A 22,227-nucleotide genomic window follows, 5' to 3' on the forward strand; every position below is an offset into this window, starting at 1 on the left:
ACAGCTCCCCCGGATCGACATCCCCCTGCCGGTAGGCGTTCCACAGATCCAGCGCCGCCACCGCGTACTCGCGGAAGCGCCGGCCCTCGGCCGTCAGCGCGACCTGCCGCGGCCCTCGGTCGAACAACCGCTGCCCCAAGCGCGCCTCCAGCCGCTGCACCAGCCTGGTCAGCGTCGCCGGGCTCACGTGGCAGTCCTGGCTCGTCCTGCCGAAGCTCAGCGTCTGCGCCAGGTGCAGGAACACCCGCAGCTCACGTTGATCCTCCACCACGCCCCCAAGAGTGTTCCGCTTCCTGCAACGACCCGCTGCACATGTTGCGCTTGCCGCGGGACAGGAGCGGATCCTACAACTACAGGCATGTCCACCAACGCGTTCACCTCCGCCGTCTTCCCTCTGCAGACCATGGACGTGCCCGGCGGCACGGAAACGGTCCTGCCCGGGGGACGCCATCTGTTCGGCCTGCTGCCCGCCGCGTTCGCCGGCGTCCACCGCATCGGCGTGATCGGCTGGGGGCCGCAGGGGCGCGCCCAGGCGTGCAACCTGCGCGACTCCCTCGCCGGCACCGGCATCACCGTCACCGTCGGCCTGCGCCCAGGCTCGGCGTCCGCCGCCGACGCCCGCGCGCACGGGTTCACGGAGCACGACGGTACGCTCGGCGACTGGCTCGCCGTCACCGCCGAGTCGGACCTGGTCATCCTCCTCATCGCCGACGCCGCGCTCGCCGCCCACCACGAGAAGATCTTCGGCGCGCTGCGCCCCGGCGCGGCCATCGGGCTGTCCCACGGGTTCCTGCTGGGCCACCTGCGCGCCACCGGCGGCGAGTTCCCCGCCGGTCACGACGTCATCGCCGTCTGCCCGAAGGGCATGGGCGACTCCGTACGCCGCCTGTACCAGCAGGGCGTCTCCGTCAACGGCGCCGGCATCAACGCCAGCTTCGCCGTGCACGCCGACCACAGCGGCCGCGCGGTCGACCTCGCGCTCGGCTGGTCGGTGGCGCTCGGCGCCCCCTACACCTTCCGCACCACCCTGGACAGCGAGTACCTGTCCGACATCGTCGGCGAACGCGCCATCTTGCTCGGCGCCGTCCACGGCCTCGTCGAGTCCCTGTACAGCCACTACCGGCTGGCCGGCGACGACCCCGTCACCGCCTACGAACGCTCCTGCGAGGCCATCACCGGCCCCATCCGCGCCACCATCTCCCGCTCCGGCCTGGACGCCGTACGCGAGCAGCTCGACGGTCCCGGCCGCGACACCTTCGACCGCGCCTACACCGCCGCCTACCTCCCTGCCAGGGAGCTGATCGCCGAGATCTACGACGAGGTCGCCGACGGCACCGAGCTGCGCAGCGTCATCCTCGCCGACCGGCGCCTGGCCGACCGGCCGATGAGCCGGATCAGCGGCTCACCCATGTGGGCGGCGGGGGAAGCGGTACGGGCCCAGCGCGCCGGGCGGCAGGCCGCGGCCGAGCCGTTCACGGCCGGGCTGTTCGTGGCGACGATGATGGCGCAGGTGGACGAGTTCGCCGAGCGCGGACACCCCTGGTCGGAGATCGTCAACGAGTCGATCATCGAGGCCGTCGACTCGCTGCTGCCGTACATGCATGCCCGCGATGTGGCGTACATGGTGGACAACTGCTCGCGCACCGCCCGGCTCGGGGCGCGCCGGTGGGGGCCGCGCTTCCAGGCCGCCTACGAGCAGATCGCTTTCCCCGCGGCGGCCGGCCCCGCCGACAGCGAGCTCCTGAGGGCCTTCACCGGCCATCCGGTGCACCAGGCGCTGGCCGAGGCCGCGAAGCTGCGGCCGTCGGTGGACATCCACCTGACCTGACCCTCACGGCCTGCACCTCTCGCCCGCTTGCGAGAGCTCACCACCCGCAGCGGGGCGGTGGCGATCGGCCTGCGGTTTCTCGCTCGCAACTGCGGTGCCGGCGGGCGCCGTCCAAGGGCTCGGCCCGATGATCGTCCCCGGTCAGACGGTCAGCTGCACTTTGTGGATCTCGTCGGCCGGGTGCCCCGCCCGCTCGTGGATGCGCTGGACGGCGTTCGCGTCCGGCGCCTCCGACAGGCAGTACACCACGCCATGCTCAGGGTCGGCCCACGCGTGCTCGAAGGTGACGCCTTCCTCTCTTTGTATCGCGAGGTCGGCGGCGTGGGCCTGCTGGAGTTGCTCGTCGGTGATGCCCATCATGCCGTGATGCACGTCCATGAACTTCGCCATGGTTTCCTCCTCGGAGGCGTGATCTGCGGATCTTCTCCAGCTTAGGGCGGCCTTCGGCGGACCGGCCCCCAAAACTTCGCCAAGAAGGCGCGGGCGGCCACGACGTCAGATCGTCAGCGACCGCCTTCCGTGCGGCACGGAGCTGGGGATCCGCCGACGCGCGGCTGCGGATGCTCCCGGGCAAGGAGTGTTCGGGGGTGCGGGTGGAGCCGAGGACGGGGTCGAGGTCGAGGCGCAGCTCGCTCGCGATGGTGTGGTCGGGACGGTAGCCGGTGGCGGCCACGATGCGGTCGGCGGTGATCGCCTGCTCGGTGCCGGACGGGTCGCGGCTGATCACTCGCGCCTGTGCGCCGTCACGGTGGACGGCATGGGCGAAGAAGCCGGTCACCAGGCGGATGCGGCCGCTTTCGACGAGCCTGCTGATCGCGCTCACCTTGGCACCGGTACGGATCGGGTCACCGAACAGCTTGGCCAACGGCGCCAGGTAGTCGTCGATCAGCTCGGTCCCGGCGGGCAGCCACTCGGGGTCGGGACCGTTCCAGCCGTCGCTTTCCAGGAGGGGCGGCGGGCGGCGGCAGCATGCCCTTACAACTTAGAGGGAAGTCAAATTAGAGGTACACCTAATCAGTGGGTACGGCGGCGGGATGTCAAGACCCCGGTGGCCTTGGCGATGGCCTCGGCGCCGGGTCGTACGGGGGTTTTGTGGCGCGGCGGATGAGCCGTTGCCTGCCTTCGTCATCTCGACCATTGCGGGCAGAACGCTACGTGCAACTGTTCCCAGTCGCGGAAGTCAGGAGTTGTGTCCCAGTCGTAGATGGCTCGGCACGTGTGATAGTTGCATCCAACTGGTTGGTAGAAGCCCGTCGCGGCGGCGGGCGGTCCGTCTTTCGTGACGGCGAATATCGCCTTCGCTCCTTCCCGGAAGCCTGCGGTTCCACCCGTCAGCAGCAATGTCTCGGCGTAGACGTCCTTACGAAGGACGAACTTCTTCGCCTCCTTCGGGTTGTCAGGAATGATGTCATCAGCCTCGATGTCGGGAAGGTCTCGCTCCGGCACACTGGCGGTGCGTAGCTCGCGAGCGGCGTTCCCCGCGTTGAGACGCTCCCGGATTCGGTTCCAGCGCGAAGGGCGCAGCTGCATCGCGCGGGGGACCAGCACGAGGTCCAGCGGCTGTTCGCCTTCCGCGCCGAAACCGGGGACAGCCGGAGCAGTACGCATCGGCAGATAGACCAAGGACCGCGGCGATCGCGCCGCGAGCAGCCACAGTGTGCCGATGCGTCTGCCGTCTGTCCGGTCCACATACATCTCGTAATGGCCACCGGCCTTATGAAGGGATCCGTTCTTCAGCGGTCTGGCCGGCCGGATCACGCGGTACTCCGTACCTGCCAGCCGCACCCGCTGTACGGCGATCTTCACCCTCAGGCTGTCACGAGTCAGAGGCGCCCTGGAAGCGGTCATGCCGGGACCTTCCTGTGGTCAATCCGGTTGGACTGTTCCGGTGAAATACAGCTCTTCCGCAGCGACTTGTCGGTCTACTGTGCCATCGTGATGCGATGGCCGCGCAGCACCGCCCGCCGCAGGACCCGGTAGGCTTACGAGCCAGTCGATCAGCCGCAGCGGCGTCGCTTATCTGATCATCTGATCGTAGCTGCGGCCGGCAGGATCGAGGTCGTGCGCTGGTCCTCGACCACGGCGTCCACCCCGACGTCGCGCCCTATCTCGGGCGGATCGGGCTGCACTGGGCGATCCCGGGCGGTCATCTCGAGGTCATCCGCTTGCTGCTGGAACGCGGTTCCGACCCGTCCATCCGGGACGATCTCTTCCAGCTCGACGCCGACGGCTGGCTGCACATGTCCCACGCCGCTCACCCGCACGATCCCGTGACCCAGCGGCTCCATGAGCTGATCGCGGCTCGAGCACGCTGAACTGCTGCTGCCCGGCCCCTGAACAGCCGCCTCATGGACGTGAGGTCAGCCGGGCGGGGGTGAGGTCTGGGCGGCCGTCCAACTGGCGAGGAGTTTGAGGCGGTCCTCCGAAGGGGTGCCCGGCTCGGCCGTGTAGATGATCAGGTTGTGGGCGGCCCGTTGCGGCAGGGGCAGGTTCAGGGAGCGGAAGGTCATCTCCAGCCGGCCGACTTCGGGATGGTTCAGCCGCTTGATGCCTTCGTGACGGATGCGTACGTCGTGGCTGGCCCACATGGTGCGGAAGTCGGGGCTGAGCGTGGACAGCTCGCCGACGAGCTCGCGCAGGGCCCGGTCGTGAGGGTCACGTCCGGCTTCGGCGCGGAGCACCGCGACCGTGGCCCTCGCGCCCTCCTCCCAGTCCACGAAGAGGTCGGGAGAGCCGGGGTCGAGGAAGAAGTACCGGGGGAAACTGGCGCAGCCCCGATCACCGGCGGTGTCGCTGTCGAACATCGGGGCGTACAGGGCCCTGCACAGCGCGTTGCTCGCGACGAGCTCCGAACGGCCGTTGCATACGAAAGCGGGGGCCATGCTCATCGAGTCCACCATCCATTGGACGGAAGACGGGATGTTGACGTCCTTGCGGCGGTGCGATGTGCGGCGGGCGGGGCGAGCGGCTCTGGCCAGATCGAGCAGGTAGGTGCGCTCGTCCTCATTGAGGAGCAGTGCCCGCGCGACCGCCTCCAGCACGCTCTCGGAGACGCCGCTGATGTGGCCCTTCTCCAGCCGCGTGTACCACTCGGTGCTCACGCCGGCGAGGGCCGCGACCTCCTCGCGCCGTAGTCCAGGAACCCGTCGGCGTCGGCTCGTGGGCAGTCCGACCCGCTCCGGGGCGAGCTTGGCGCGTCGGCTGGTGAGGAAGTCGCGGATGTCCGAGCGGTTGTCGGTGGGGTCGCCGGTGTGGTTTCCGGACGGGGGCGCCATTCGTCCACAGTACCGATGGTCCGGCCGGCAGAAAGGTTGCATTTATACCCCCCATAAACGCGACCTCGCCCACCTTTGACGGCGCCGCTTTCATGGGGTCGGCGGACCTGTACGGCACCCGTTCATCGCGGGCCGCCGTCCGCCGCCCCCGTACACAGCTCAGGAGTATGACCATGGCCGACAAGACCGTACTGATCACCGGCGCCACCAGCGGCATCGGCGCCCGAACCGCGCGGTTGCTCCTCGACCGCGGCAACCGTGTGGTGGTCACCGGCCGCGACGAGAGCAGACTGAAGACCTTCCTCGACGAGGCCGGCCATCCCGGCCGGCTGCTGGGTCTTGTCGCGGACGCGGCGGACTGGCAGGCCACCGAGTCGGTCGTGACCCGCGCCGTGGAGCATTTCGGTGCTCTTGACGCGGCGGTGGCCAACGCCGGATTCATGTCCGGTGACTCCATCGGAGCCGGTGACCCGACGTCGTGGGCGCCGATGGTCCTCACCAACGTCCTCGGCCCCGCCTTGCTGGCCCATGCCACCCTGCCCCACCTTGAGGCCACCGGCGGACGGTTGGTGCTCATCGGCAGCGTCGCCGGTCTGAAGAACTCCCCCGCCAATCTCTACTCGGCCACCAAGTGGGCTACCACCGGACTCGCCGAGAACCTGCGCCTGCACGCCACGACCCGCGGCATCGGTGTCACTCTTGTCAACCCCGGCATGATCAACACCCCGTTCTGGCAGGGCGCCGACGTTCCCCCGTTCGCCCTGCCTCCCCAGCCCATCGCCGAGGCCATCTGTTTCGCCCTCGACCAGCCGGCAGGCGTCGACCTCAACACCCTGACCGTCCGGCCCCTGGGCCAGCCCGCCTGACCACTGACGGTCTCGGTCTCGTACGGTTCGTCGACGCCTGGGACCTACTTCTTTCGGTGTAGTGCGTACAGCGAACGGTGCAAGGTCAGGTGACGATCAACGGACGACGCGCTCCCGCTGCGGCCCGGCCTAGCGTTTCTCGTCGAGATAACCGGATGAGAACTGGAGAAATCGCCATGAGCAAGAGAGTGATGTCTGCGGTCGCCGGGCTGAGCTTGGCGGCGGGTCTGCTGGGATGGGCCGGCGCGCCGGCTGGTGCCCAGGTCGGCAAGGCCGGCGAGGCCGGCGAGGCTGCCACCGCTGCGATGGCCGCGCCGAAGCCGCCGAAGGGTGCCAGGGCGGTGGTCCGGGTCAGCCCCAACCCCACCACCGAGCGAGGCCAGGAGGTGACGATCACCGGACACTGCGGCGGTGGCAAAGGGCTCAAGGCCGTGCTCGCCGGGCTCGACAGGAAGCATCCGGTGCTGAAGAACATCCGCATCGTCAAGGACGATGCGAAGGGGTTCGTGGCCAAGGCCACCCTCTCCCCCAAGATCGGTAACGGCGTCGGTCCTGTCTTCGTTGACTGCGGCGGCGAGGCAGGCGTGACCCTCCTGGTCACCCACGTCTGATCCGTCCCTTCCCACCCGGGCTGGTAAACAGATCCAGAGCTTCCGCGCTCCTTGAGCCCGCCGGCCCACGCGGTTACGGAAGCCGAGCATGCCGACGGCGTCGCCCAGGTGACCACCAGGGCGACGCGGTCCGGCGTCACGCCCGCCCCCCTAGAGAAAGGGCCTCCGCATGGCCGCGCCCGCCCTGCGACGCGAACCCGCTCTTGTCCGGCACCTCGCCCGGATCACCGATATCACGCTCGCCGTCGTCACGCTGGTCTTCTTCGTCGCCGTAGCCCTCGCCACCGGAGTGCGGATCCCCTGGCAGGGCACCATTCCCCTCGGATTGCTTCTCGGAGCGCTCCTGCTGGTCAGACGCCGCTGGCCGATGACCGTGCTGCTGCTGTCGGTCGGCGGGATCTTCGTCTATCACCTCACCGGACATTGGTCTCCCGCCGGTTGGATCTGGCCGGCCGCGGTCGCCTACTTCACCGCCGCCACCACACCACGTGTGCGCTGGGTGGCCGCCATCGGCCTGGCCCAGCTGGTCTACTCCGCGGTCGACGCCTACTGGATCCTGGACAGCAACCCCACCCGTTACCTGATCCACGTCGCGGGGGAAGGACTGCTCCTGGCGATCCTCATCGCCGCGGCCCTCACCTACGCGGCCGCGATGCGCTGGCGCACGCAACTACGCGAAACCGACAGTCGCGCGCATGCCGCCGAGGAACGGCTGCGCGTCTCGCACGAGGTTCACGACGTCATCGCCCACACGCTGGCCGTCGTCGGCGTGCAGCTCAACGTCGCCGCCGACGCTCTGGAGGAGGACCCGGCAGAGGCCGCCGCCGCGCTACGCCTGGCCAAGGACGTCAGGAACCGGGCGATGACCGATCTCCGTTCCCTCATCACGATCTTGCGTGACAGTCCCGGCGACACCGCACCTCAGGCGGATCTGGCCTCCTTGGACACGCTCATCGCCGACGCCCGCACCGCCGGGCTCGAGGTGACCCTCGACGAGAACGGCGACCGGGCATCCGTCCCCGCCGTCACCGCCATCGCCGTCTACCGCGTCGTACAGGAGTCCCTCGCCAACACGCTCAAGCACGCAGGGGCAGACAGGGTCGAGGTGACGATCGGCTACCAGCCTGACTCGATCACCGTCGAGGTCACGGACAACGGCAGCAAGGTCCCGGGCGACGCCGACGTCACCGAAGGCCACGGCCTGGCCGGCATGCGTGAGCGGGTGAGCGCACTCGGGGGCGCGCTCACCGCGGGACCCGTCCCCGGCGGCGGCTTCGCCGTGCGGGCCGACATCCCTGTGGCAGGCTCGACGGCATGACGATCAAGGTGCTCCTCGCCGACGACCAGGCACTCGTACGGGCCGGCTTCCGCAGCCTGCTGGCCCGCTCCCGGGACATCACGGTCGTCGGCGAAGCCCAGGACGGCGACGAAGCCGTACGGCTGGCAGTGAGCGCCCACCCCGATGTGATCCTCATGGACATTCGCATGCCGGGCACCGATGGAATCATCGCCACGCGTCGCATCGTCACCGATCCGGCCACTTCGGGCTGTCGCGTCATCATCCTCACCACGTTCGACACCGACGAACACGTCTTCGCCGCCCTGCGCGCCGGAGCCAGCGGCTTCCTCACCAAAGAGGTCGAACCCGCCGAACTGCGCCGGGCGGTCACCGCCGTCGCCGGTGGGGAGGCGCTCCTGTCTCCGGGGGTGACCCGTCGCGTCATCGAGCAGTTCGCCCACCGGCAGGACCTCACGCCCGGCGCGGGACAGCAGCTGGCCACCCTCACCGCCCGGGAACTGGAGACGGTCAAGCTCGTGGCGCTCGGCCTGTCCAACAACGAGATCGCCGAACGCCTCGTCATCAGCCCGCTGACCGCCAAGACCCACATCACCAGGGCCATCGCCAAACTGGACGTGCGCGACAGGGTCCAGCTGGTCATCCTGGCCTACGAGAGCGGCCTGATACGGCCTGGCGCGTGAGATCGAAGGTCGCCCACCGACGCCGCATCCAGACCCGCTTAGCGCCGCCCTGGAGGAAGTCACCCAGGCCGCGGCGTGGGCGCCGGTCAGCGGGAGCCATGCTCCCGGCGGTCGAGGGCGGCCCGCATCTGGGCGAGCCACTCCCGGCCCCTTTCGCGCCCGTCGGGGAGTTGGTCGTCGCGGTCCCAACGCCAGGAGACCACGAAGGCGAGGCTGAGGATCCGGCAGTCGGCGAGCAGTCCGGAGTCGGCGCCCGGATAGTGCGCGGCGACGTCCTCCGGCGCATGCGCGAGGTCGAACTCGACGGGTCCACGGCAGACGGTCTCCAGGTCGATGAAGAGAGGGCCGTCCGCGGTGGCGATCAGGTTGCCGGGGTGCGGTTCGCCGTGCAGGAGCTGTTGCCGCGCGCCGCGGTCCAGGATCGCGCGGCTGATTGTGTGGAGGGTGTCGGTCAGCAGGGCGCGTTCGGTGGCGCCGAGGTCAGGGCTGACGGCGGGGTCCTCCACCACCCGGAGGGCGTCGGCGACGCGGTCGGTGAAGTGCGGTGCGGCGAAGTCGATGCCGCGCAGGCCGGCGTGCAGCCGGGCCAGGGCGTCGGCGTAGGCGGCGGGCGGATGGTCCTCGGGTGCGGCGGTGGGTTCGTAGTAGGTCCAGAGGGTGACGGCGAAGCCGTCGCGGACATGGACGCGGGGCTCGGCCCTCGGATCGAGACCCGCCACCGGGCTGCCGATCCCGGCCAGGCTCCGGGCGATCTCGACCTCGAAGTCGGGGCGGTGCGCGACGGGCGCCACCCGGGCGAGCACGCCGCTGGGCCGCAGCCGGACGGCGATCCGGTTCGAGTTGTGCAGCACATCGGCGTCGTCGGCGCCCAGTCCGTACTCGGCGGCCGTGTCGACGGCCGCGGCCACCGCCCGCGGGATCTCGGTGTCCTTCATGTGTGCGGTGCCTCTCCCTGCTGGAGTCGTTGTGGCCGAGCATCTGACACGTCGTGACCTGGTCGGCGCGGCCGGACGAGGGGTCCGCCGGTCACGTCCGTATGCAACACCACCCGGTCAGCGCCGCGCATTCCGTTTTTTGCCGGTGCCGGCGGAGGGACGTGACAAATGCGATCTGCTCGCCCACGGTGCGGACCTCGGCGCCGCTCGCGGCGCCATGGCCAGACCGTAGGCGTCGGACAGGCCAGTGATGGTGTCCACGAGCTCGCCGTCAGTGTCCGCGACAACGATCCGCTCTCCGTTGGAGACGAAGGCCTTGCCGTTCCCGACCGCGAGATCCCCGGGCTGGTCAGACCAGTCCATACCGACGTCCGTCGTGGATCGGCCGCGGACGCAGCCGGGGTCAGGGTGAGGAGAAGCCCGGCCACCATGGCGATGACCGAGAGGAGGCTCACCGACCGGCGTGTGAAGCGAGTGAGGTCAGGGCGATGGTGTGGGTACATGCCGCGGTAACAGTTGCACCGGATATCCCGGCTTTCTGCGTGAGGAGGACGGAAGCGAAGCTTTTTGATCAAGCCAGACGGACACATCCAGGTCAAGATCGACGTACGGTGCATTCCGACGGCGGCTGGTGCGGCTCTCGGCGGGAGCGGCAGGCTTCGCCGTACCGGATGAACCCTCCAGGTCGGTGGCGCGTCCATCAGGTATGAAGAGATCGCGTTTGGCCGTTGTCGCGATGCTCGCGTCGTTGTGCGCCTGCGGCCAGTCCGGTGCCGGTCCGGTGCCCACTGTGGCCGGGACCCAGACGATCGTGTTGCCGCGGGCCGATCAGCCCACAGTGCATCGGCCCACCCTGGAGCGGCTCAAGCGAGAGGCGGAGTCGTCGGGCCGCCCCTTGGAGGAGGTCGTCAAGCGGTACGCGGCCCGGGTGGCTGCCACCTCGTCGCCCAGGCCGACGGATTTCGAGGGTTACGACCCTGCGGTGACCGACCAGGACGTGGCGATCGACGGCATTCCCTATGCCGAGCTGGTCGACCTCGGAGCCATTGCCCGCTCGGAGGGCATCTCCTACGAGGAGGCCATCGAGCGCTTCGGCTCGCAGTCGTCCGACAGCCAGGTGATCGGCGAACTTCATGCAGAGTTCCCCGAGGAGATCTCCGGCGTCAGGTACGTCGACGACCGGCGGGGGTTGCGCGTCGGCTTCAAGGGCCCCATTCCGGACCGCGCGATTGCGCTGGCCAGGACCCTCCCCATGGAGGTCACTCTGGTCGGCGGCAAGGGATTCTCGGGTGAGGAGCTCCGGCGGGCTCAGGAGACGGTCGTCTCCTGGCTGCGTTCCCGTCCTGAGGTGGCCACGATGACGGCGCACCCAGATGACGAGACCGGCCAGGTCAAGGTCACGGTTCAGCCGAAGGTGATGCCGGACGATGCGGAGGAGTTCAAGCGCCGGCTTCAGCTCCCACAGCCGGACAATCCGTACATCACCGTCGCGGTCACGCTCTCCGCCGAGTCGGTCGCCGTTCGGCCGCGGTGAGAACGCGCGATAGGTTGCCCACCATGACCGAGATCGGACCCCTCGCCTGGCCGCCCGGCCCGATCAGCACCGAGCGGCTCGTGCTTCGTGAGTCCGAGGCCCGGGACCGTACGACATTCATCGAACTGCTGGCGTCGCCAGAGGTGCACACCTACCTCGGCGGCCCCCGGCCGCGTGAGGAGCTCGAGCGCGAGATGCCCGGGGTGCCCGAGCGGCGGCCTGGGAGCTTCGTCGTCGAGCTCGAAGGGGCGATGGTCGGCCTGATCCTGCTCAGGAGGGCAACGGAACACCATCGCCCCGTTGCCGTGGGGAAGGTCGATCTCGGTTACCTGTTCCTGCCGCGGGTGTGGGGATCCGGGTACGCCACCGAGGCGTGCGCGGCGGCACTCGGCTGGTTCGACGGCGTCCTTCCCGGCGAGCCGGTGGTGCTCACCACCCAGACCGCCAACGCCGCCTCGATGCGCCTCGCGGCGAAGCTGGGGTTCACCGAGGTGGAGCGGTTCCAGGCCTGGGACGCCGAGCAGTGGCTCGGCCTGCGGTCCCCGGTCGCGCCGTCCACGTGAGCTCGGCGGCCGGCCGCCGAGCCGGGGAGTCGGCCGGCCGTGTCAGCCGGTGGGTACGCCGAACCAGCGGGCGAGGTGGTCGTCCAGGTCCCGCTGGTCGTCACCGATCCAGGCGACGTGGCCGTCGGGGCGTAGCAGGACGGCGGGGACATCCAGTGCGGCGCCGCGATCGGCGAGGTGGTCGACCCGGTCCGCCCAGCCGCCGGCGGTCAGGCGTTCCGTGCGGTCCAGCAGCAGGCCGCGCCCGCGATGCAGCAGTCCGTAGAGGTTGCCCTGTGTCACCTCGACGTCGCGCAGGCGGCGGCCGAGCAGGTCGGGGCCTTCGCCGAAGTCGTAGCGGACGCCGACCGCGGTGATCTTCTCGATCAGGTGCCGGTTCACCTCGTCGAAGTCCACCAGTTCGGTGAGGAGCCTGCGTACGGCCTGGGGGCCCGGTTCGGCGGACAGCAGTTCCCTCTGGGCGCGGGTGTTGTCCAGCACGTCCTCGGCGACCGGATGACGTTCGGTCTGGTAGGTGTCCAGCAGGGTGCCGGGCGCCCAGCCGCGGATCTGGGCGGCCAGTTTCCAGCCGAGGTTGAAGGCGTCCTGAACGCCCAGGTTGAGGCCCTGTCCGCCGGTGGGTGGATGGATGTGTGCCGCGTCGCCTGCCAGCAGCACCCGCCCCACCCGATAACGTTCGGCCAGCCGGGTGGCGTCTCCGAAGCGGGACAACCAGCGCGGGGAGTGCACGCCGAAATCGGTTCCGGCGATGGCGCGCAGTTGCTGTTTGAACTCGTCGAGGGTGGGCGCTTCCGCGCGGTCGCCGGCTCCCGCGGCGGGGACGACGACGCTGTAGATCCCCGCGCCGAAGGGCCGCAGCCAGAACGGCCGAACAGTCTCGCTGATCCGGGCCACCGTGGCGGCGATCTCCTCCTGCGGCACGCCGGCTTCCATCTCGCCCATGAGCGTCTCGGTCCGTGAGGGCTCGCCTGGAAAACCGACGCCCAGCAGTTTGCGCACCGTGCTGCGCCCGCCGTCACAGCCGACGAGATAACGCGCACGCAGTCGTTCCCCGTCGGCCAGTTCGACGGTCACGCCCTCGTCGTCCTGCTCGAAGGCGGCGACCGCGCGACCGTGCCGCACCTGCGCACCGAGCTCGGTCGCATGCTCTTCGAGCAGGCGGACGATGACCGGCTGCGGGAGGCCCAGCAGGTAGGCGTACGCGGAATCCAGGCTCTTGGGCGCGGGTTTCGGGATGGCGGCGAAGATGCCGCCGGCCGGTCGCCGCCTTCCGTGCGGCAGAAGGCGATCCAGCAGTCCGCGCATGGCCATCAGTTCGAGGCTGCGCATATGCAGGCTGACGATGCGGACGTACGACGCGGGCTCGGTTTCCTTCTCCAGAACGAGTACGCGCACATCGTGCAGCCGCAGTTCGGCGGCCAGCATCGCGCCGGTCGGCCCGCACCCGGCGATGATCACGTCGAACATGAGGGGCGCACGATCGGCGCACGAGGCCGGGGACCGGAGTCCGGCCATGTCACCTGCCATGTCACCTGCCATGTCATTCGACGACGGCTCGGCGGTGAAGGGGGAATGCATGGGTGTTGCCTTTCGGGAGTGCCTTGCCGGATCGGCGCTCCCGGCGACACCTACGTCAGCCGCCGGCCGTGACGGAATGGGGGGAGCACCCACATCGATCTCGAAGTCACGGGGCTCACCTCCTCGGGCGGTGTCACGGTCGACCGCCAAGCTACAAGTCCGGGCCTCGGCCCGTCCACTCCCTTTTTCGCCCACGTACGGTCGCGGGCTCGTCGGCGATCACCGCTACCGCCAGCGGGACCACCGCCCACGCGGCGACCGCCGTGAACGCCGTCCAGGTCGGCATGATGTCCGGGACCTGCTCGATCAGCTGGAGCGCCGGGTACATCGGCAGGAACGGGCTGATCTGCTCGCCCCAGGGCAGGTTCATGGCCAGGAACGGCAGCACGACGACGATCGCCACCAGGGCCGCGGTCGCCACCGCGCCGTTGCGCAGGATCGTGCCGAGCGCCAGTCCGAGCAGCGTGGTGGACACGATCATCAGGGTGCCGCCGGCGATCACCGTCCAGGCTCCGGCGGGCAGCAGCGAGGGGCGGAACTCCGCGGCGACCAACCGCGCGACGAGGTAGCCGGGCACGGAGATGAGCAGCGAAGCGCCGACCGCGACCCCGGTCAGAACGGCGGCCTTGGCCAGCAGCACCCTGGCCCGGGACGGTGTGGCGACGAACGTCGTGTCGATCATGCCGGACGCGTGCTCGCCGCTGATCGTCATCGTGCCCAGCATGCCGAGCGGCAGCTGAGCCAGGATCACCCCGACGTACACGGCCACGACGATCCCCATGGCGGCCTGATCGCTCGTACGGGCCGGGTCCCAGCGCGAGATGACGGTGGAGGCGCCCAGCACGGTGAGCGCGAGTGACATCAGCACCCCGATGCCCAGCGCCCACCAGGTCGAACGCAGACTCCGCAGCTTGATCCACTCGGCGGCGACCGCACTCACGGGGCGCTCCTTCCGATGATGTCCATGAACGCGTCCTCCAGCGACGTGCCCGGACGCACCAGCTCCGCGATCCCGGCGTCGGCGCACAACCGGCCCTGGGCGACGACGATCAGATGATCGGCCGTGACCGCCATCTCGCTCATCAGGTGACTCGACACGAGCACGGTGCGGCCCTCGGCGGCGAGGGACCTGAGCAGGCCGCGCATCCAGCGGATGCCTTCGGGGTCGAGTCCGTTGGTGGGCTCGTCGAGCACGAGCACCTCCGGGTCGCCCAGCAGAGCCGCGGCGAGCCCCAGCCGCTGCTTCATGCCCAGCGAGAACCCGCCGACGCGCTTGCCTGCCGCGTGGCCGAGGCCCACGAGCTCCAGCAGCCCGGCGATGCGGGCGCGGGAGATGCCGTTGGAGCGGGCCAGCCACCGCAGGTGCTGCTCCGCGCGCCGCCCGCCCTGCACCGCTGTCGCGTCCAGCAGCGCGCCGACCTGGGTGAGGGGCCTTGCCAGCTCCCGGAAGGGCAGGCCGTTCACCGTGGCCCGTCCGGCGGTGGGCCGGTCAAGGCCGAGGAGCAGCCGCATGGTCGTGGTCTTGCCTGCGCCGTTCGGGCCGAGGAACCCGGTGATCCTGCCGGGCGAGACCGTGAAGGAGAGGTCGTCCACGGCGAGCGTCTGCCTGAAACGCTTGGTGAGTCCGGTGACTTCGATCATGTCTCTCACGATCTGCCGTGACCGGCCCGCCGCGCATCGGTCCTGGGACCGATACGGCCGGCCCGGCGACCGGGCTAGGTTCATACCGTGCACGGACAGATCCGCCCTCCGCTGCTGGCCCGGGTGCCGGCCTGGGCCTGGCTGGCGATCGACACCGGGATCGCCCTGTTCTTCGCGGCCTCCTTCCTCGGGCTCGCCTCGTCGAGGAACCTGTCGGAGCCGGATGTGGTGGACTACGCGGCGGCTCTCGCCACGAGCCTGCCCGTCGCGGTCCGGCGGTTGTGGCCGCGCTCGGTGTTCGTGATCGTCCTGCTGGGCGGGCTGGGGATGCGCGAGTTCCTCGACCCGACCGCCGACGCGCTCTGCCTGCCTCTCGTGCTGTACACGCTGGCCACGCGGAGCAAGGCCGCGCTCCCGCTGCTCGTGGCGGGCGTGGTCACCATCCAGGGAGTGGTCACCGTCCAGGGCGTGGCGGACTTACCGCTCTCGGTGGTGGTGCGTGACCGGCTCGGGCTGGTGCTGGCGATCCTGGCCGCTTCATGGGCCTTCGGTACGGCTGTGCGGCAGCGGCGGCTCTACACCGAGCAGGTCGCCGCGCAGGCGGAAGAGCGTGCGCGTGCGGAGGCGATGGCGGAGCGGCTGCGCATCGCCAGGGAGTTGCACGACGTCATCGGCCACGGTCTCAGCACGATCGCCGTGCAGGCGGGGGTGGCAGGCCATGTGGGCAGGACGGAGGAGATGGGCCGCGCACTGGCCTCGATCGAGGAGACCAGCAGGTCGGCCCTGCGGGAGACCAGGCAGTTGCTGGGAGTGCTGCGTGAGGAGGGCGAGGCCGAGCTCGCCCCAGGCCCGGGGCTGGCCGACCTCGACGCGCTCGCCGCGCGGACCAGGGCAGCGGGCCTGGAGGTGGAGCTGCGGATCGGCGGCGAGGTGGGCGGAGAGATGGAGCCGACGGTCTACCGGATCGTGCAGGAGGCGTTGACCAACGTGCTGAAACACGCCGGGGCCCGGCATGTCCTGGTGCGGATCGAACGGCAGGCGGACGGGCTGACGGTGGAGGTCACCGACGACGGCACGCGAGGCCGGGCGCAGCCGTACGGGCACGGCCTGACGGGGCTGCGCGAGCGCGTGCACCTCTTCGGCGGCGAGTTCGAGGCGGGCGCGCGCCCCGTGCGCGGCTTCCGGGTGAGGGCGAGGCTGCCGCTGTGATCGGGGTGCTGGTGGCCGACGATCAGGCGCTCATCCGGGCGAGCTTCCGCCGGTTGGTCGACTCCGCGCCGGGGTTCCGGACCATCGGTGAGGCGGCGACGGGCGCGCAGGCGGTGACGGAGAGTGCTCGCCACCGTCCCGATCTGGTGCTCATGGATGTGCGTATGCCGGTGATGGATGGGATAGAGGCCACCCGTCGCATCTGTGCCGACCAGCCGCGGACGCGCGTGCTCATCGTGACCACCTTCGATCTGGACGAGTACGTCTACGGAGCACTCCGGGCGGGCGCCGCGGGCTTCCTGCTCAAGGACACCCCGCCCGCCGAACTCATCAAGAGCATGAACGTCATCGCGTCGGGCGAGTCGCTGCTGGCGCCGACCGTCACCCGGCGGTTGATCGCGCGGTTCGTGAGCCCGGCGTCGGGGGTAGGCGGCCTCGACATCACCGAACGCGAGCGTGAGGTCCTCGTCCTGGTGGCCCGGGGCATGTCCAACGCGGAGATCGCCCAGAGCCTGTACGTCAGCCTCAGCACGGTGAAAACGCACGTCAGCAACCTGCTGACCAAGCTCGATGCCCGAACCCGCGTCCACCTGGTCATCGCCGCCTATGAGACGCACCTTGTCTGAGGAAGGTCCCTGATCCCGGCGCGGCGACGCCCCCTGGCATGAAGCGGCGTCGGGGGTGTGGTTGAATCGGCGACGCACTCCGTACCGGAAAGTCCTGGTTCTGTGGGCGCTGGTCCTGACGGAGGCCATCACGGCTCGCCGCCCAGCAGGCCGACGGCACACTCTGAGGAACCGCACGATGAGCACTCCGAACGCCTTCCCCCTCAAGCCCGTTCCGATCCACGTGCCCGGCGAGGTCCTCGACGACCTGCGCGCCCGCCTCACCGCGACCCGCCCACCGCTCGACGAGGGGAACGAGGACTGGTTCTACGGCGTCCCCGACAGTTACCTGCGCGAGCTGGTCGCCTACTGGCGGGACGGCTACGACTGGCGCAAGGCCGAGGCCGCCATCAACGTCCACGAGCACTACCAGGTCGACGTCGCCGGTGTCCCGCTGCACTTCATGCGCAAGGCGGGCCGCGGCCCCCGCCCCATCCCGCTGATCCTCACCCACGGCTGGCCGTGGACGTTCTGGCACTGGTCCAAGGTGATCGACCCGCTCGCCGATCCGGCCGCGTTCGGCGGCGACCCCGCCGACGCCTTCGACGTCATCGTGCCGTCCCTGCCCGGCTTCGGTTTCCCAGGCCCGCTCACCGGCTTCCCAGACGTCAACTTCTGGAAGGTCTCCGACCTCTGGCACACCCTGATGACCGAGACCCTCGGATACCAGAAGTACGCCGCCGGCGGCTGCGACATCGGCGGGATCATCTCCAGCCAGCTCGGCCACAAGTACGCCGACGAACTGTACGGCATCCACATCGGCTCGGGACTGCCGCTCGACTTCTTCACCGGCCCCCGCGCCTGGGACTTCGCCAGGAACCGGCCCCTGATCGACGAGCAACCCGCCGACGTCCGCGCCCGGATCATCGAGATGGACCACCGCTCAGCCGTTCACCTCGCGGTGCACATGCTCGACGGCGCCACCCTCGCCCACGGGCTCAGCGACTCCCCCGCCGGGCTGCTCGCCTGGCTGCTCGAACGCTGGAACGCCTGGAGCGACAACGGCGGCGACCTCGAATCCGTCTTCACCAAGGACGACCTGCTCACCCACGCCACCATCTACTGGGCCAACAACTCCATCGCCACGTCGATGCGCTACTACGCCAACGCCAACCGCTATCCCTGGTCCCCCGCCCACGACCGCACCCCGGTCGTCCAGGCCCCGGTCGGCCTCACGTTCGTCACGTACGAGAACCCACCCGGCATCCGCACCGCCGACGAGCGCGTCGAGGCCTTCGGCAACGGCCCGCAGGGCCGCTGGTTCAACCACGTCAACGTCAACGCCCACGACCATGGCGGCCACTTCATCCCCTGGGAGAACCCCGACGCCTGGGTGAACGACCTGCGCCGCACCTTTCGTGGCCGCCGACCCTGAACCAGTGTGACGTGTTCGGCGCAGGTGTGTACGCCCTTGACCGTGACGACCTCACAGTTGACCGCGCTGTCCTGTCGAACCGGTAGGAACAGCAGGCGGACCGAGGGAGCCGACACCACCATGCGCAGCCAACCCGAACCGGCAGGCGGCGGACCCGACCCGGGTCTGGACGTCATCATGAGCGAGCGACGGCAGCTCATGAACCTCGCCTACCGGCTCCTCGGCTCCCTGTCCGACGCCGAAGACGTCGTGCAGGAGACCTACGCCCGCTGGTACACCATGTCCCGGCGGCAACAGGACGCCATCGACTCCCCCGGCGCCTGGCTGACCAAGGTCGCCGGCCGCATCTGCCTCAACCTGCTCACCTCGGCACGGGCCCGCCGCGAGACCTATGTGGGCGAATGGATTCCCGAGCCGCTCCCCGACCCTGCCGAATGGTCCGGCGGGCAGTCGGACGGCCTCACGGTCGACCCGGCCGACCGCGTCACCCTCGACGAGTCGGTCAACATGGCCTTTCTGGTCGTGCTCGAATCCATGACGCCGGCCGAGCGCGTCGCGTTCGTCCTGCACGACGTCTTCCGCTACCCCTTCGCCGAGGTGGCGGAGATCGTCGGCCGCAGCCCCGCGGCCTGCCGCCAGCTGGCCTCGTCGGCCCGCCGCCGCATCCGCACCGCGCGGACGCCCACGACACCGCCGTCCCGGCAGGCCCGGGTCGTCAGGACCTTCAAACAGGCGTGGGAGGCACGCGACATCGACGCCCTCATCGCCCTCCTCGACCCCGCCGTCACCGCGACAGGTGACGGCGGCGGCCTGGTCAGCACCGTACGGCACCCGATCAGGGGCGCCGGTCACATCGTGCGCTCGCTGACCCTCCTCGAGAACAGGTTCCGCGCCATGACCTTCCTGGAACGTACGGTCAACGGCCAGCCCGGGCTGATCGCCCTGCAGGACGGCCGGGTCGTGTCGGTGCTGGCGTTCGAGGTGGCGAACGACCGGATCAAGCACATCTGGGCGATACGCAACCCCGACAAGCTCCGCCGATGGGCGGCGCAGCCCTAACGGTAGACCCTTGAGATCACTGCCGCGGGCCGTCCAGCAGGTGGTCGCGGACCGCGGCGAGGATCCGGTCCGACAGGTCGTCGCCGGCGCAGGCCCGCGACAACATCATCGCGCCGACGATCGTCGACAGCTCGACCATCACGTCCTCCTCGTCCGCCCCGTCGAGCCGCCGCAGCGCGTCGATGAGGTCGTTCAGGCCGCCGGCGAACGACCGGCGCAGCGGGTCGTCCGGCTCCGCGCGTGCGGCGTCCACCGCCAGTGTCGGGCAGGGGCACCCGTGACCCGGGTGGTCGCGATGCGTCGCGGACAGGTAGTTCGCCAGGAAGGCGGCCCGGGCGGAGGACCCGGGATCGTCGTCCCCGTTGAGGGCTTTCAGGGCCGCGATCCGTTCGGCGAACGCGGCCGAGCACGCCTGGGCGATCAGATCGTCCTTCGAGGTGAAGTGGCGGTAGAAGCCGCCATGCGTCAGCCCCGCCGCCGCCATCGCCTGCGGAACGCTCACCTTGCCGACGCCGTGCGCGCGCACCAGCTTCGCCGTGGACTCGACCACCTGCTCGCGGTGCCGCTGGGCGTCGGCCCGGGATGCTCGGGGCATGCTCTCCACCCTTCCTCCGTGCTATAGATGATGCTGATAATCTATTTTAGGCACAAGGAACTCCTGAAGGAGCACCCATGGTGGCCATCGACAACGCAGTGGCGCTCGTGACCGGCGGTCAGCGCGGCATCGGCAACGCCTTCGCCGAGGCGTTGCTGGAGCGCGGCGCGGCCAAGGTCTACGTGACCGCACGCAAGCCCGCCCCCAGCGACGACCCGCGCGTCCTGCCGGTCCCGCTCGACGTCACCGACCCGGACGCGATCTCGGCCCTGGCAGCGCGGGCCCGGGACGTGAACATCGTCATCAACAACGCGGGCGCGCTGATCCCGTCTCCGCTGCTCGATGCGGACATGGCCGACGTGGTCGCGACGTTCGACACCACGGTCACCGCGCCGAAGATCTCGCCCGCCGAGGTCGCGCGCGCCGTTCTCGACGGCGTGGAGAACGGCGCCCGCGAAGTGCTCGTGGACGAGGCCACGAGGCAGATGAAAGCGGCGCTGTCCGGCCCGGTCGAAGGGCTCACCGTGGCCCTCGGGCGCTGATCCACCGGCAGAAGGAGGCAACCATGCCGCTGTGGCACGTTCACCACCCCGCCGGCGCCTATACCGAACGGCAGAAGCGCGCGTTCGCCGAGGAGGCCACGGACTTCTACGCCCGGTTCGGGCTGCCGAGGTTCTACGTCGTCACGCTGTTCCACGAGATCCCTCGGTCGTCGTTCTTCGTCGGCGGGCGACCGGCGGACGACACCGTACGGGTCGTGATCGAGCACATCGCCCGCCACGCCGAGGACCCCGGCCTGCGCGAGCGCATGAGCGAAGCGCTGGGCCGGCTGATCGCCCGGCACACCCTGGACCTCGGGCTGCACTGCGAATACCACATCGACGAGACTCCGCGGGACCTGTGGATGATCGACGGGCTGCGCCCGCCGCCCACCGACAGTGACGCGGAGGCGTTGTGGGCACGCGAGAACCGGCCCGTGCCCTACGACCTCCCGGCGACCTGACCGCCCGAGGCCGCCCCGGGATCAGTGGCCTGACAGTTCCCCGGACAACGCGCCGTGCATGCGGGCGCTGGGCTGGTTCAGGCCGATGATCTGCACGGTCTTGCCGTACGCGACGTATTTGGCCTCGACGGCGTCCAGGGCGGCGACAGAGGAGGCGTCCCAGATGTGGGCGTCGGTCAGGTCGATGACCACGTCGTCAGGGTCGCCGGCGTAGTCGAACCGGGAGACCAGGTCGTTGCTGGAGGCGAAGAACAACTCGCCGGTGACGGCGTAGACGACCTGGCCGCCGTCGGGGTCGACGACGGCGGAGACTTCGGCCAGGTGCGCCACCCGGCGGGCGAAGATGACGAGGCCGGTCAGCGAGCCGACGACCACGCCGATGGCCAGGTTGTGGGTGACGACCACGACGGCGACCGTGATCGCCATGACGCCGATCTCGCCCGCGGGCATGCGCCTGAGCGTGGCCGGGGCGATGGAGTGCCAGTCGAAGGTGCCGAAGGAGACCAGGATCATGACGGCGACCAGGGCCGCCATGGGGATCTGGGAGACCAGCGGCCCGAAGACGATGCACAGCACCATGAGCAGCACACCGGCGGTGAAGGTGGACAGCCGGGTGCGCGCGCCGTTCTTCACATTGATCATGGTCTGGCCGATCATGGCGCAGCCGCCCATGCCGCCGAAGAAGCCGGTGACGATGTTGGCGATGCCCTGGCCGATCGACTCGCGGGTCTTGGAGGAGCGGGTGTCGGTGAGGTCGTCGACCAGCTTGGCGGTCATCAGCGACTCCATGAGCCCGACCAGCGCGAAGCCGACCGCGTACGGGGCGATGAGGGTGAGCGTGTCCAGCGTGAACGGCACGTCCGGCAGGCCGGGGACGGGCAGCGACGACGGCAGCGCGCCGCGATCGCCGACGGTGGGCACGGCCAGGTGGGCGCCGAGGGTGAGCGCGGTCAGCGCGGCGATGGAGATCAGCGGGGCCGGGACCGCCCTGGTCAGGCGGGGCAGCAGGACCATGAGCGCGAGCGCGCCGCCGACCAGCGGGTAGACGATCCAGGGCACGTCGATGAGCTCGGGCACCTGCGCCATGAAGATCAGGATGGCCAGGGCGTTGACGAAGCCGACCATGACGCTGCGCGGCACGAAGCGCATCAACCTGGCCACGCCGGCGGCGCCGAGCGCGACCTGGATGAGGCCGCCGAGAATGACGGTGGCGATCAGGTGGCCGAGACCGTGCTCCCGCGCCAGCGGGGCGACGACCAGGGCGATGGCGCCGGTGGCCGCGGAGATCATGGCGGGACGGCCGCCGGCGACGGCGATGACCACGGCCATGGTGAAGGAGGCGAACAAGCCGACGCCGGGATCGACCCCGGCGATGATGGAGAACGAGATCGCCTCGGGGATCAGGGCCAGGGCGACGACCAGCCCCGACAGGATCTCGGTACGGGCCACCGAGGGGGTGCACCATTCCGGGCAGCCGGGCCACCGGCGGACGGCTGGGGGCGTGGAGGGG

At 70.0% G+C, this 22,227-nt stretch carries 25 protein-coding genes; 14 read left to right on the top strand and 11 right to left on the bottom strand.

Going from position 1 to position 22,227, the window contains the following annotated elements; translation table 11 throughout:
- A partial coding sequence (locus E1295_RS38000; RefSeq protein ID WP_132638420.1) for a LysR family transcriptional regulator occupies positions 1-271 on the bottom strand: 271 nt, incomplete at its 3' end.
- An 87-nt stretch (positions 272-358) separates the two neighbouring features.
- On the opposite strand from E1295_RS38000, the gene E1295_RS38005 reads away from it, so the two are divergent.
- Entirely contained in the window at positions 359-1,828 is a 1,470-nt protein-coding gene (locus E1295_RS38005; RefSeq protein ID WP_132638422.1) for a ketol-acid reductoisomerase, read from the top strand.
- A 141-nt stretch (positions 1,829-1,969) separates the two neighbouring features.
- On the opposite strand, the gene E1295_RS38010 is transcribed toward E1295_RS38005, so the two are convergent.
- Positions 1,970-2,218, bottom strand: a complete 249-nt coding sequence (locus tag E1295_RS38010; RefSeq protein ID WP_132638424.1) for an SCO4226 family nickel-binding protein — start codon at positions 2,216-2,218, stop codon at positions 1,970-1,972.
- A gap of 735 nt (positions 2,219-2,953) precedes the next feature.
- Positions 2,954-3,676 (bottom strand): hypothetical protein, encoded by a 723-nt coding sequence (locus E1295_RS38020; protein ID WP_132638426.1) that lies wholly within the window; start codon positions 3,674-3,676, stop codon positions 2,954-2,956.
- Between the two features lie 311 nt (positions 3,677-3,987).
- Between E1295_RS38020 and E1295_RS52680 the strand changes: the two genes are divergently transcribed.
- Complete coding sequence (locus tag E1295_RS52680) at positions 3,988-4,143, top strand: hypothetical protein (RefSeq protein WP_425465387.1); 156 nt, start codon at positions 3,988-3,990, stop codon at positions 4,141-4,143.
- A 45-nt stretch (positions 4,144-4,188) separates the two neighbouring features.
- Here E1295_RS52680 and E1295_RS38030 read toward each other — a convergent pair whose 3' ends face one another.
- Positions 4,189-5,103, bottom strand: coding sequence for a helix-turn-helix transcriptional regulator (locus E1295_RS38030; protein WP_132638428.1), 915 nt, complete (start codon positions 5,101-5,103; stop codon positions 4,189-4,191).
- A gap of 173 nt (positions 5,104-5,276) precedes the next feature.
- On the opposite strand from E1295_RS38030, the gene E1295_RS38035 reads away from it, so the two are divergent.
- From E1295_RS38035 to E1295_RS38050, 4 genes are all read left to right on the top strand, one after another.
- Positions 5,277-5,969, top strand: coding sequence for an SDR family oxidoreductase (locus tag E1295_RS38035; RefSeq protein WP_132638430.1), 693 nt, complete (start codon positions 5,277-5,279; stop codon positions 5,967-5,969).
- A gap of 191 nt (positions 5,970-6,160) precedes the next feature.
- Positions 6,161-6,580: a hypothetical protein gene (locus E1295_RS38040; protein WP_246080845.1), complete on the top strand. Its 420-nt coding sequence runs from the start codon at positions 6,161-6,163 to the stop codon at positions 6,578-6,580.
- Between the two features lie 169 nt (positions 6,581-6,749).
- Complete coding sequence (locus tag E1295_RS38045; protein ID WP_132638434.1) at positions 6,750-7,898, top strand: sensor histidine kinase; 1,149 nt, start codon at positions 6,750-6,752, stop codon at positions 7,896-7,898.
- The gene (locus tag E1295_RS38050) at positions 7,895-8,560 is read left to right on the top strand and encodes a response regulator (RefSeq protein ID WP_132638436.1); all 666 of its coding nucleotides are present in this window, start codon (positions 7,895-7,897) and stop codon (positions 8,558-8,560) included. The genes E1295_RS38045 and E1295_RS38050 overlap by 4 nt, the downstream gene beginning before the upstream one ends.
- Positions 8,561-8,646: 86 nt before the next feature.
- Here E1295_RS38050 and E1295_RS38055 read toward each other — a convergent pair whose 3' ends face one another.
- Together E1295_RS38055 and E1295_RS38060 are read right to left on the bottom strand one after the other, a co-directional pair.
- A complete protein-coding gene (locus E1295_RS38055) occupies positions 8,647-9,495 on the bottom strand; it encodes a phosphotransferase (RefSeq protein ID WP_132638438.1) in 849 nt (282 codons plus the stop codon).
- Between the two features lie 117 nt (positions 9,496-9,612).
- A complete protein-coding gene (locus E1295_RS38060; protein WP_132638440.1) occupies positions 9,613-9,858 on the bottom strand; it encodes a hypothetical protein in 246 nt (81 codons plus the stop codon).
- Positions 9,859-10,216: 358 nt separating this feature from the next.
- On the opposite strand from E1295_RS38060, the gene E1295_RS38065 reads away from it, so the two are divergent.
- Together E1295_RS38065 and E1295_RS38070 are read left to right on the top strand one after the other, a co-directional pair.
- Positions 10,217-11,029, top strand: coding sequence for a hypothetical protein (locus E1295_RS38065; protein ID WP_132638442.1), 813 nt, complete (start codon positions 10,217-10,219; stop codon positions 11,027-11,029).
- Positions 11,030-11,052: 23 nt separating this feature from the next.
- Entirely contained in the window at positions 11,053-11,592 is a 540-nt protein-coding gene (locus E1295_RS38070; protein ID WP_132638444.1) for a GNAT family N-acetyltransferase, read from the top strand.
- A 42-nt stretch (positions 11,593-11,634) separates the two neighbouring features.
- On the opposite strand, the gene rox is transcribed toward E1295_RS38070, so the two are convergent.
- The 3 genes from rox to E1295_RS38085 all read right to left on the bottom strand — a co-directional run bounded on the left by rox (position 11,635) and on the right by E1295_RS38085 (position 14,811).
- A complete protein-coding gene (gene rox / locus E1295_RS38075; RefSeq protein WP_220449094.1) occupies positions 11,635-13,059 on the bottom strand; it encodes a rifampin monooxygenase in 1,425 nt (474 codons plus the stop codon).
- Positions 13,060-13,321: 262 nt separating this feature from the next.
- Positions 13,322-14,110 carry an ABC transporter permease gene (locus E1295_RS38080; RefSeq protein ID WP_166427618.1) on the bottom strand — a complete coding sequence of 263 codons (789 nt, stop codon included), beginning with the start codon at positions 14,108-14,110 and terminating at the stop codon, positions 13,322-13,324.
- Positions 14,107-14,811 (bottom strand): ABC transporter ATP-binding protein, encoded by a 705-nt coding sequence (locus E1295_RS38085; RefSeq protein ID WP_132638450.1) that lies wholly within the window; start codon positions 14,809-14,811, stop codon positions 14,107-14,109. The genes E1295_RS38080 and E1295_RS38085 overlap by 4 nt, the downstream gene beginning before the upstream one ends.
- Positions 14,812-14,898: 87 nt before the next feature.
- Between E1295_RS38085 and E1295_RS38090 the strand changes: the two genes are divergently transcribed.
- The 4 genes from E1295_RS38090 (at position 14,899) to sigJ (ending at position 19,119) form a co-directional block, all read left to right on the top strand.
- Entirely contained in the window at positions 14,899-16,020 is a 1,122-nt protein-coding gene (locus E1295_RS38090) for a sensor histidine kinase (protein ID WP_132638452.1), read from the top strand.
- Positions 16,017-16,646, top strand: coding sequence for a response regulator (locus tag E1295_RS38095; protein ID WP_132638454.1), 630 nt, complete (start codon positions 16,017-16,019; stop codon positions 16,644-16,646). Before E1295_RS38090 ends, E1295_RS38095 begins: the two co-directional genes overlap by 4 nt.
- A 178-nt stretch (positions 16,647-16,824) precedes the next feature.
- Positions 16,825-18,060 carry an epoxide hydrolase family protein gene (locus tag E1295_RS38100; RefSeq protein WP_132638456.1) on the top strand — a complete coding sequence of 412 codons (1,236 nt, stop codon included), beginning with the start codon at positions 16,825-16,827 and terminating at the stop codon, positions 18,058-18,060.
- 177 nt (positions 18,061-18,237) lie between these two features.
- Entirely contained in the window at positions 18,238-19,119 is an 882-nt protein-coding gene (gene sigJ, locus E1295_RS38105; protein WP_246080847.1) for an RNA polymerase sigma factor SigJ, read from the top strand.
- Between the two features lie 16 nt (positions 19,120-19,135).
- Here the strand turns inward: sigJ and E1295_RS38110 are convergent, their stop codons facing one another.
- Complete coding sequence (locus E1295_RS38110; RefSeq protein WP_132638460.1) at positions 19,136-19,714, bottom strand: TetR/AcrR family transcriptional regulator; 579 nt, start codon at positions 19,712-19,714, stop codon at positions 19,136-19,138.
- A 77-nt stretch (positions 19,715-19,791) separates the two neighbouring features.
- On the opposite strand from E1295_RS38110, the gene E1295_RS38115 reads away from it, so the two are divergent.
- Positions 19,792-20,256 (top strand): SDR family NAD(P)-dependent oxidoreductase, encoded by a 465-nt coding sequence (locus E1295_RS38115; RefSeq protein ID WP_132638462.1) that lies wholly within the window; start codon positions 19,792-19,794, stop codon positions 20,254-20,256.
- Positions 20,257-20,279: 23 nt separating this feature from the next.
- Complete coding sequence (locus tag E1295_RS38120; RefSeq protein WP_132638464.1) at positions 20,280-20,717, top strand: tautomerase family protein; 438 nt, start codon at positions 20,280-20,282, stop codon at positions 20,715-20,717.
- 21 nt (positions 20,718-20,738) lie between these two features.
- Here E1295_RS38120 and E1295_RS38125 read toward each other — a convergent pair.
- A partial coding sequence (locus E1295_RS38125) for a SulP family inorganic anion transporter (protein WP_425465386.1) occupies positions 20,739-22,227 on the bottom strand: 1,489 nt, incomplete at its 5' end.

It is taken from the genome of Nonomuraea mesophila, from assembly GCF_004352805.1.
Taxonomy (GTDB): Bacteria; Actinomycetota; Actinomycetes; order Streptosporangiales; family Streptosporangiaceae; genus Nonomuraea; species Nonomuraea longispora.

Coding starts and splice junctions, on each gene's coding strand:
- E1295_RS38045 (WP_132638434.1), top strand. CDS start 6,750: ATGGCCGCGCCCGCCCTGCGACGCGAACCCGCTCTTGTCCGGCACCTC.
- E1295_RS38100 (WP_132638456.1), top strand. CDS start 16,825: ATGAGCACTCCGAACGCCTTCCCCCTCAAGCCCGTTCCGATCCACGTG.
- E1295_RS38115 (WP_132638462.1), top strand. CDS start 19,792: ATGGTGGCCATCGACAACGCAGTGGCGCTCGTGACCGGCGGTCAGCGC.
- E1295_RS38055 (WP_132638438.1), bottom strand. CDS start 9,495: ATGAAGGACACCGAGATCCCGCGGGCGGTGGCCGCGGCCGTCGACACG.
- E1295_RS38030 (WP_132638428.1), bottom strand. CDS start 5,103: ATGGCGCCCCCGTCCGGAAACCACACCGGCGACCCCACCGACAACCGC.
- E1295_RS38040 (WP_246080845.1), top strand. CDS start 6,161: ATGTCTGCGGTCGCCGGGCTGAGCTTGGCGGCGGGTCTGCTGGGATGG.
- E1295_RS38060 (WP_132638440.1), bottom strand. CDS start 9,858: ATGGACTGGTCTGACCAGCCCGGGGATCTCGCGGTCGGGAACGGCAAG.
- rox (WP_220449094.1), bottom strand. CDS start 13,059: ATGTTCGACGTGATCATCGCCGGGTGCGGGCCGACCGGCGCGATGCTG.
- sigJ (WP_246080847.1), top strand. CDS start 18,238: ATGAGCGAGCGACGGCAGCTCATGAACCTCGCCTACCGGCTCCTCGGC.
- E1295_RS38005 (WP_132638422.1), top strand. CDS start 359: ATGTCCACCAACGCGTTCACCTCCGCCGTCTTCCCTCTGCAGACCATG.
- E1295_RS38070 (WP_132638444.1), top strand. CDS start 11,053: ATGACCGAGATCGGACCCCTCGCCTGGCCGCCCGGCCCGATCAGCACC.
- E1295_RS38010 (WP_132638424.1), bottom strand. CDS start 2,218: ATGGCGAAGTTCATGGACGTGCATCACGGCATGATGGGCATCACCGAC.
- E1295_RS38020 (WP_132638426.1), bottom strand. CDS start 3,676: ATGACCGCTTCCAGGGCGCCTCTGACTCGTGACAGCCTGAGGGTGAAG.
- E1295_RS38050 (WP_132638436.1), top strand. CDS start 7,895: ATGACGATCAAGGTGCTCCTCGCCGACGACCAGGCACTCGTACGGGCC.
- E1295_RS38110 (WP_132638460.1), bottom strand. CDS start 19,714: ATGCCCCGAGCATCCCGGGCCGACGCCCAGCGGCACCGCGAGCAGGTG.
- E1295_RS38035 (WP_132638430.1), top strand. CDS start 5,277: ATGGCCGACAAGACCGTACTGATCACCGGCGCCACCAGCGGCATCGGC.
- E1295_RS38120 (WP_132638464.1), top strand. CDS start 20,280: ATGCCGCTGTGGCACGTTCACCACCCCGCCGGCGCCTATACCGAACGG.
- E1295_RS38085 (WP_132638450.1), bottom strand. CDS start 14,811: ATGATCGAAGTCACCGGACTCACCAAGCGTTTCAGGCAGACGCTCGCC.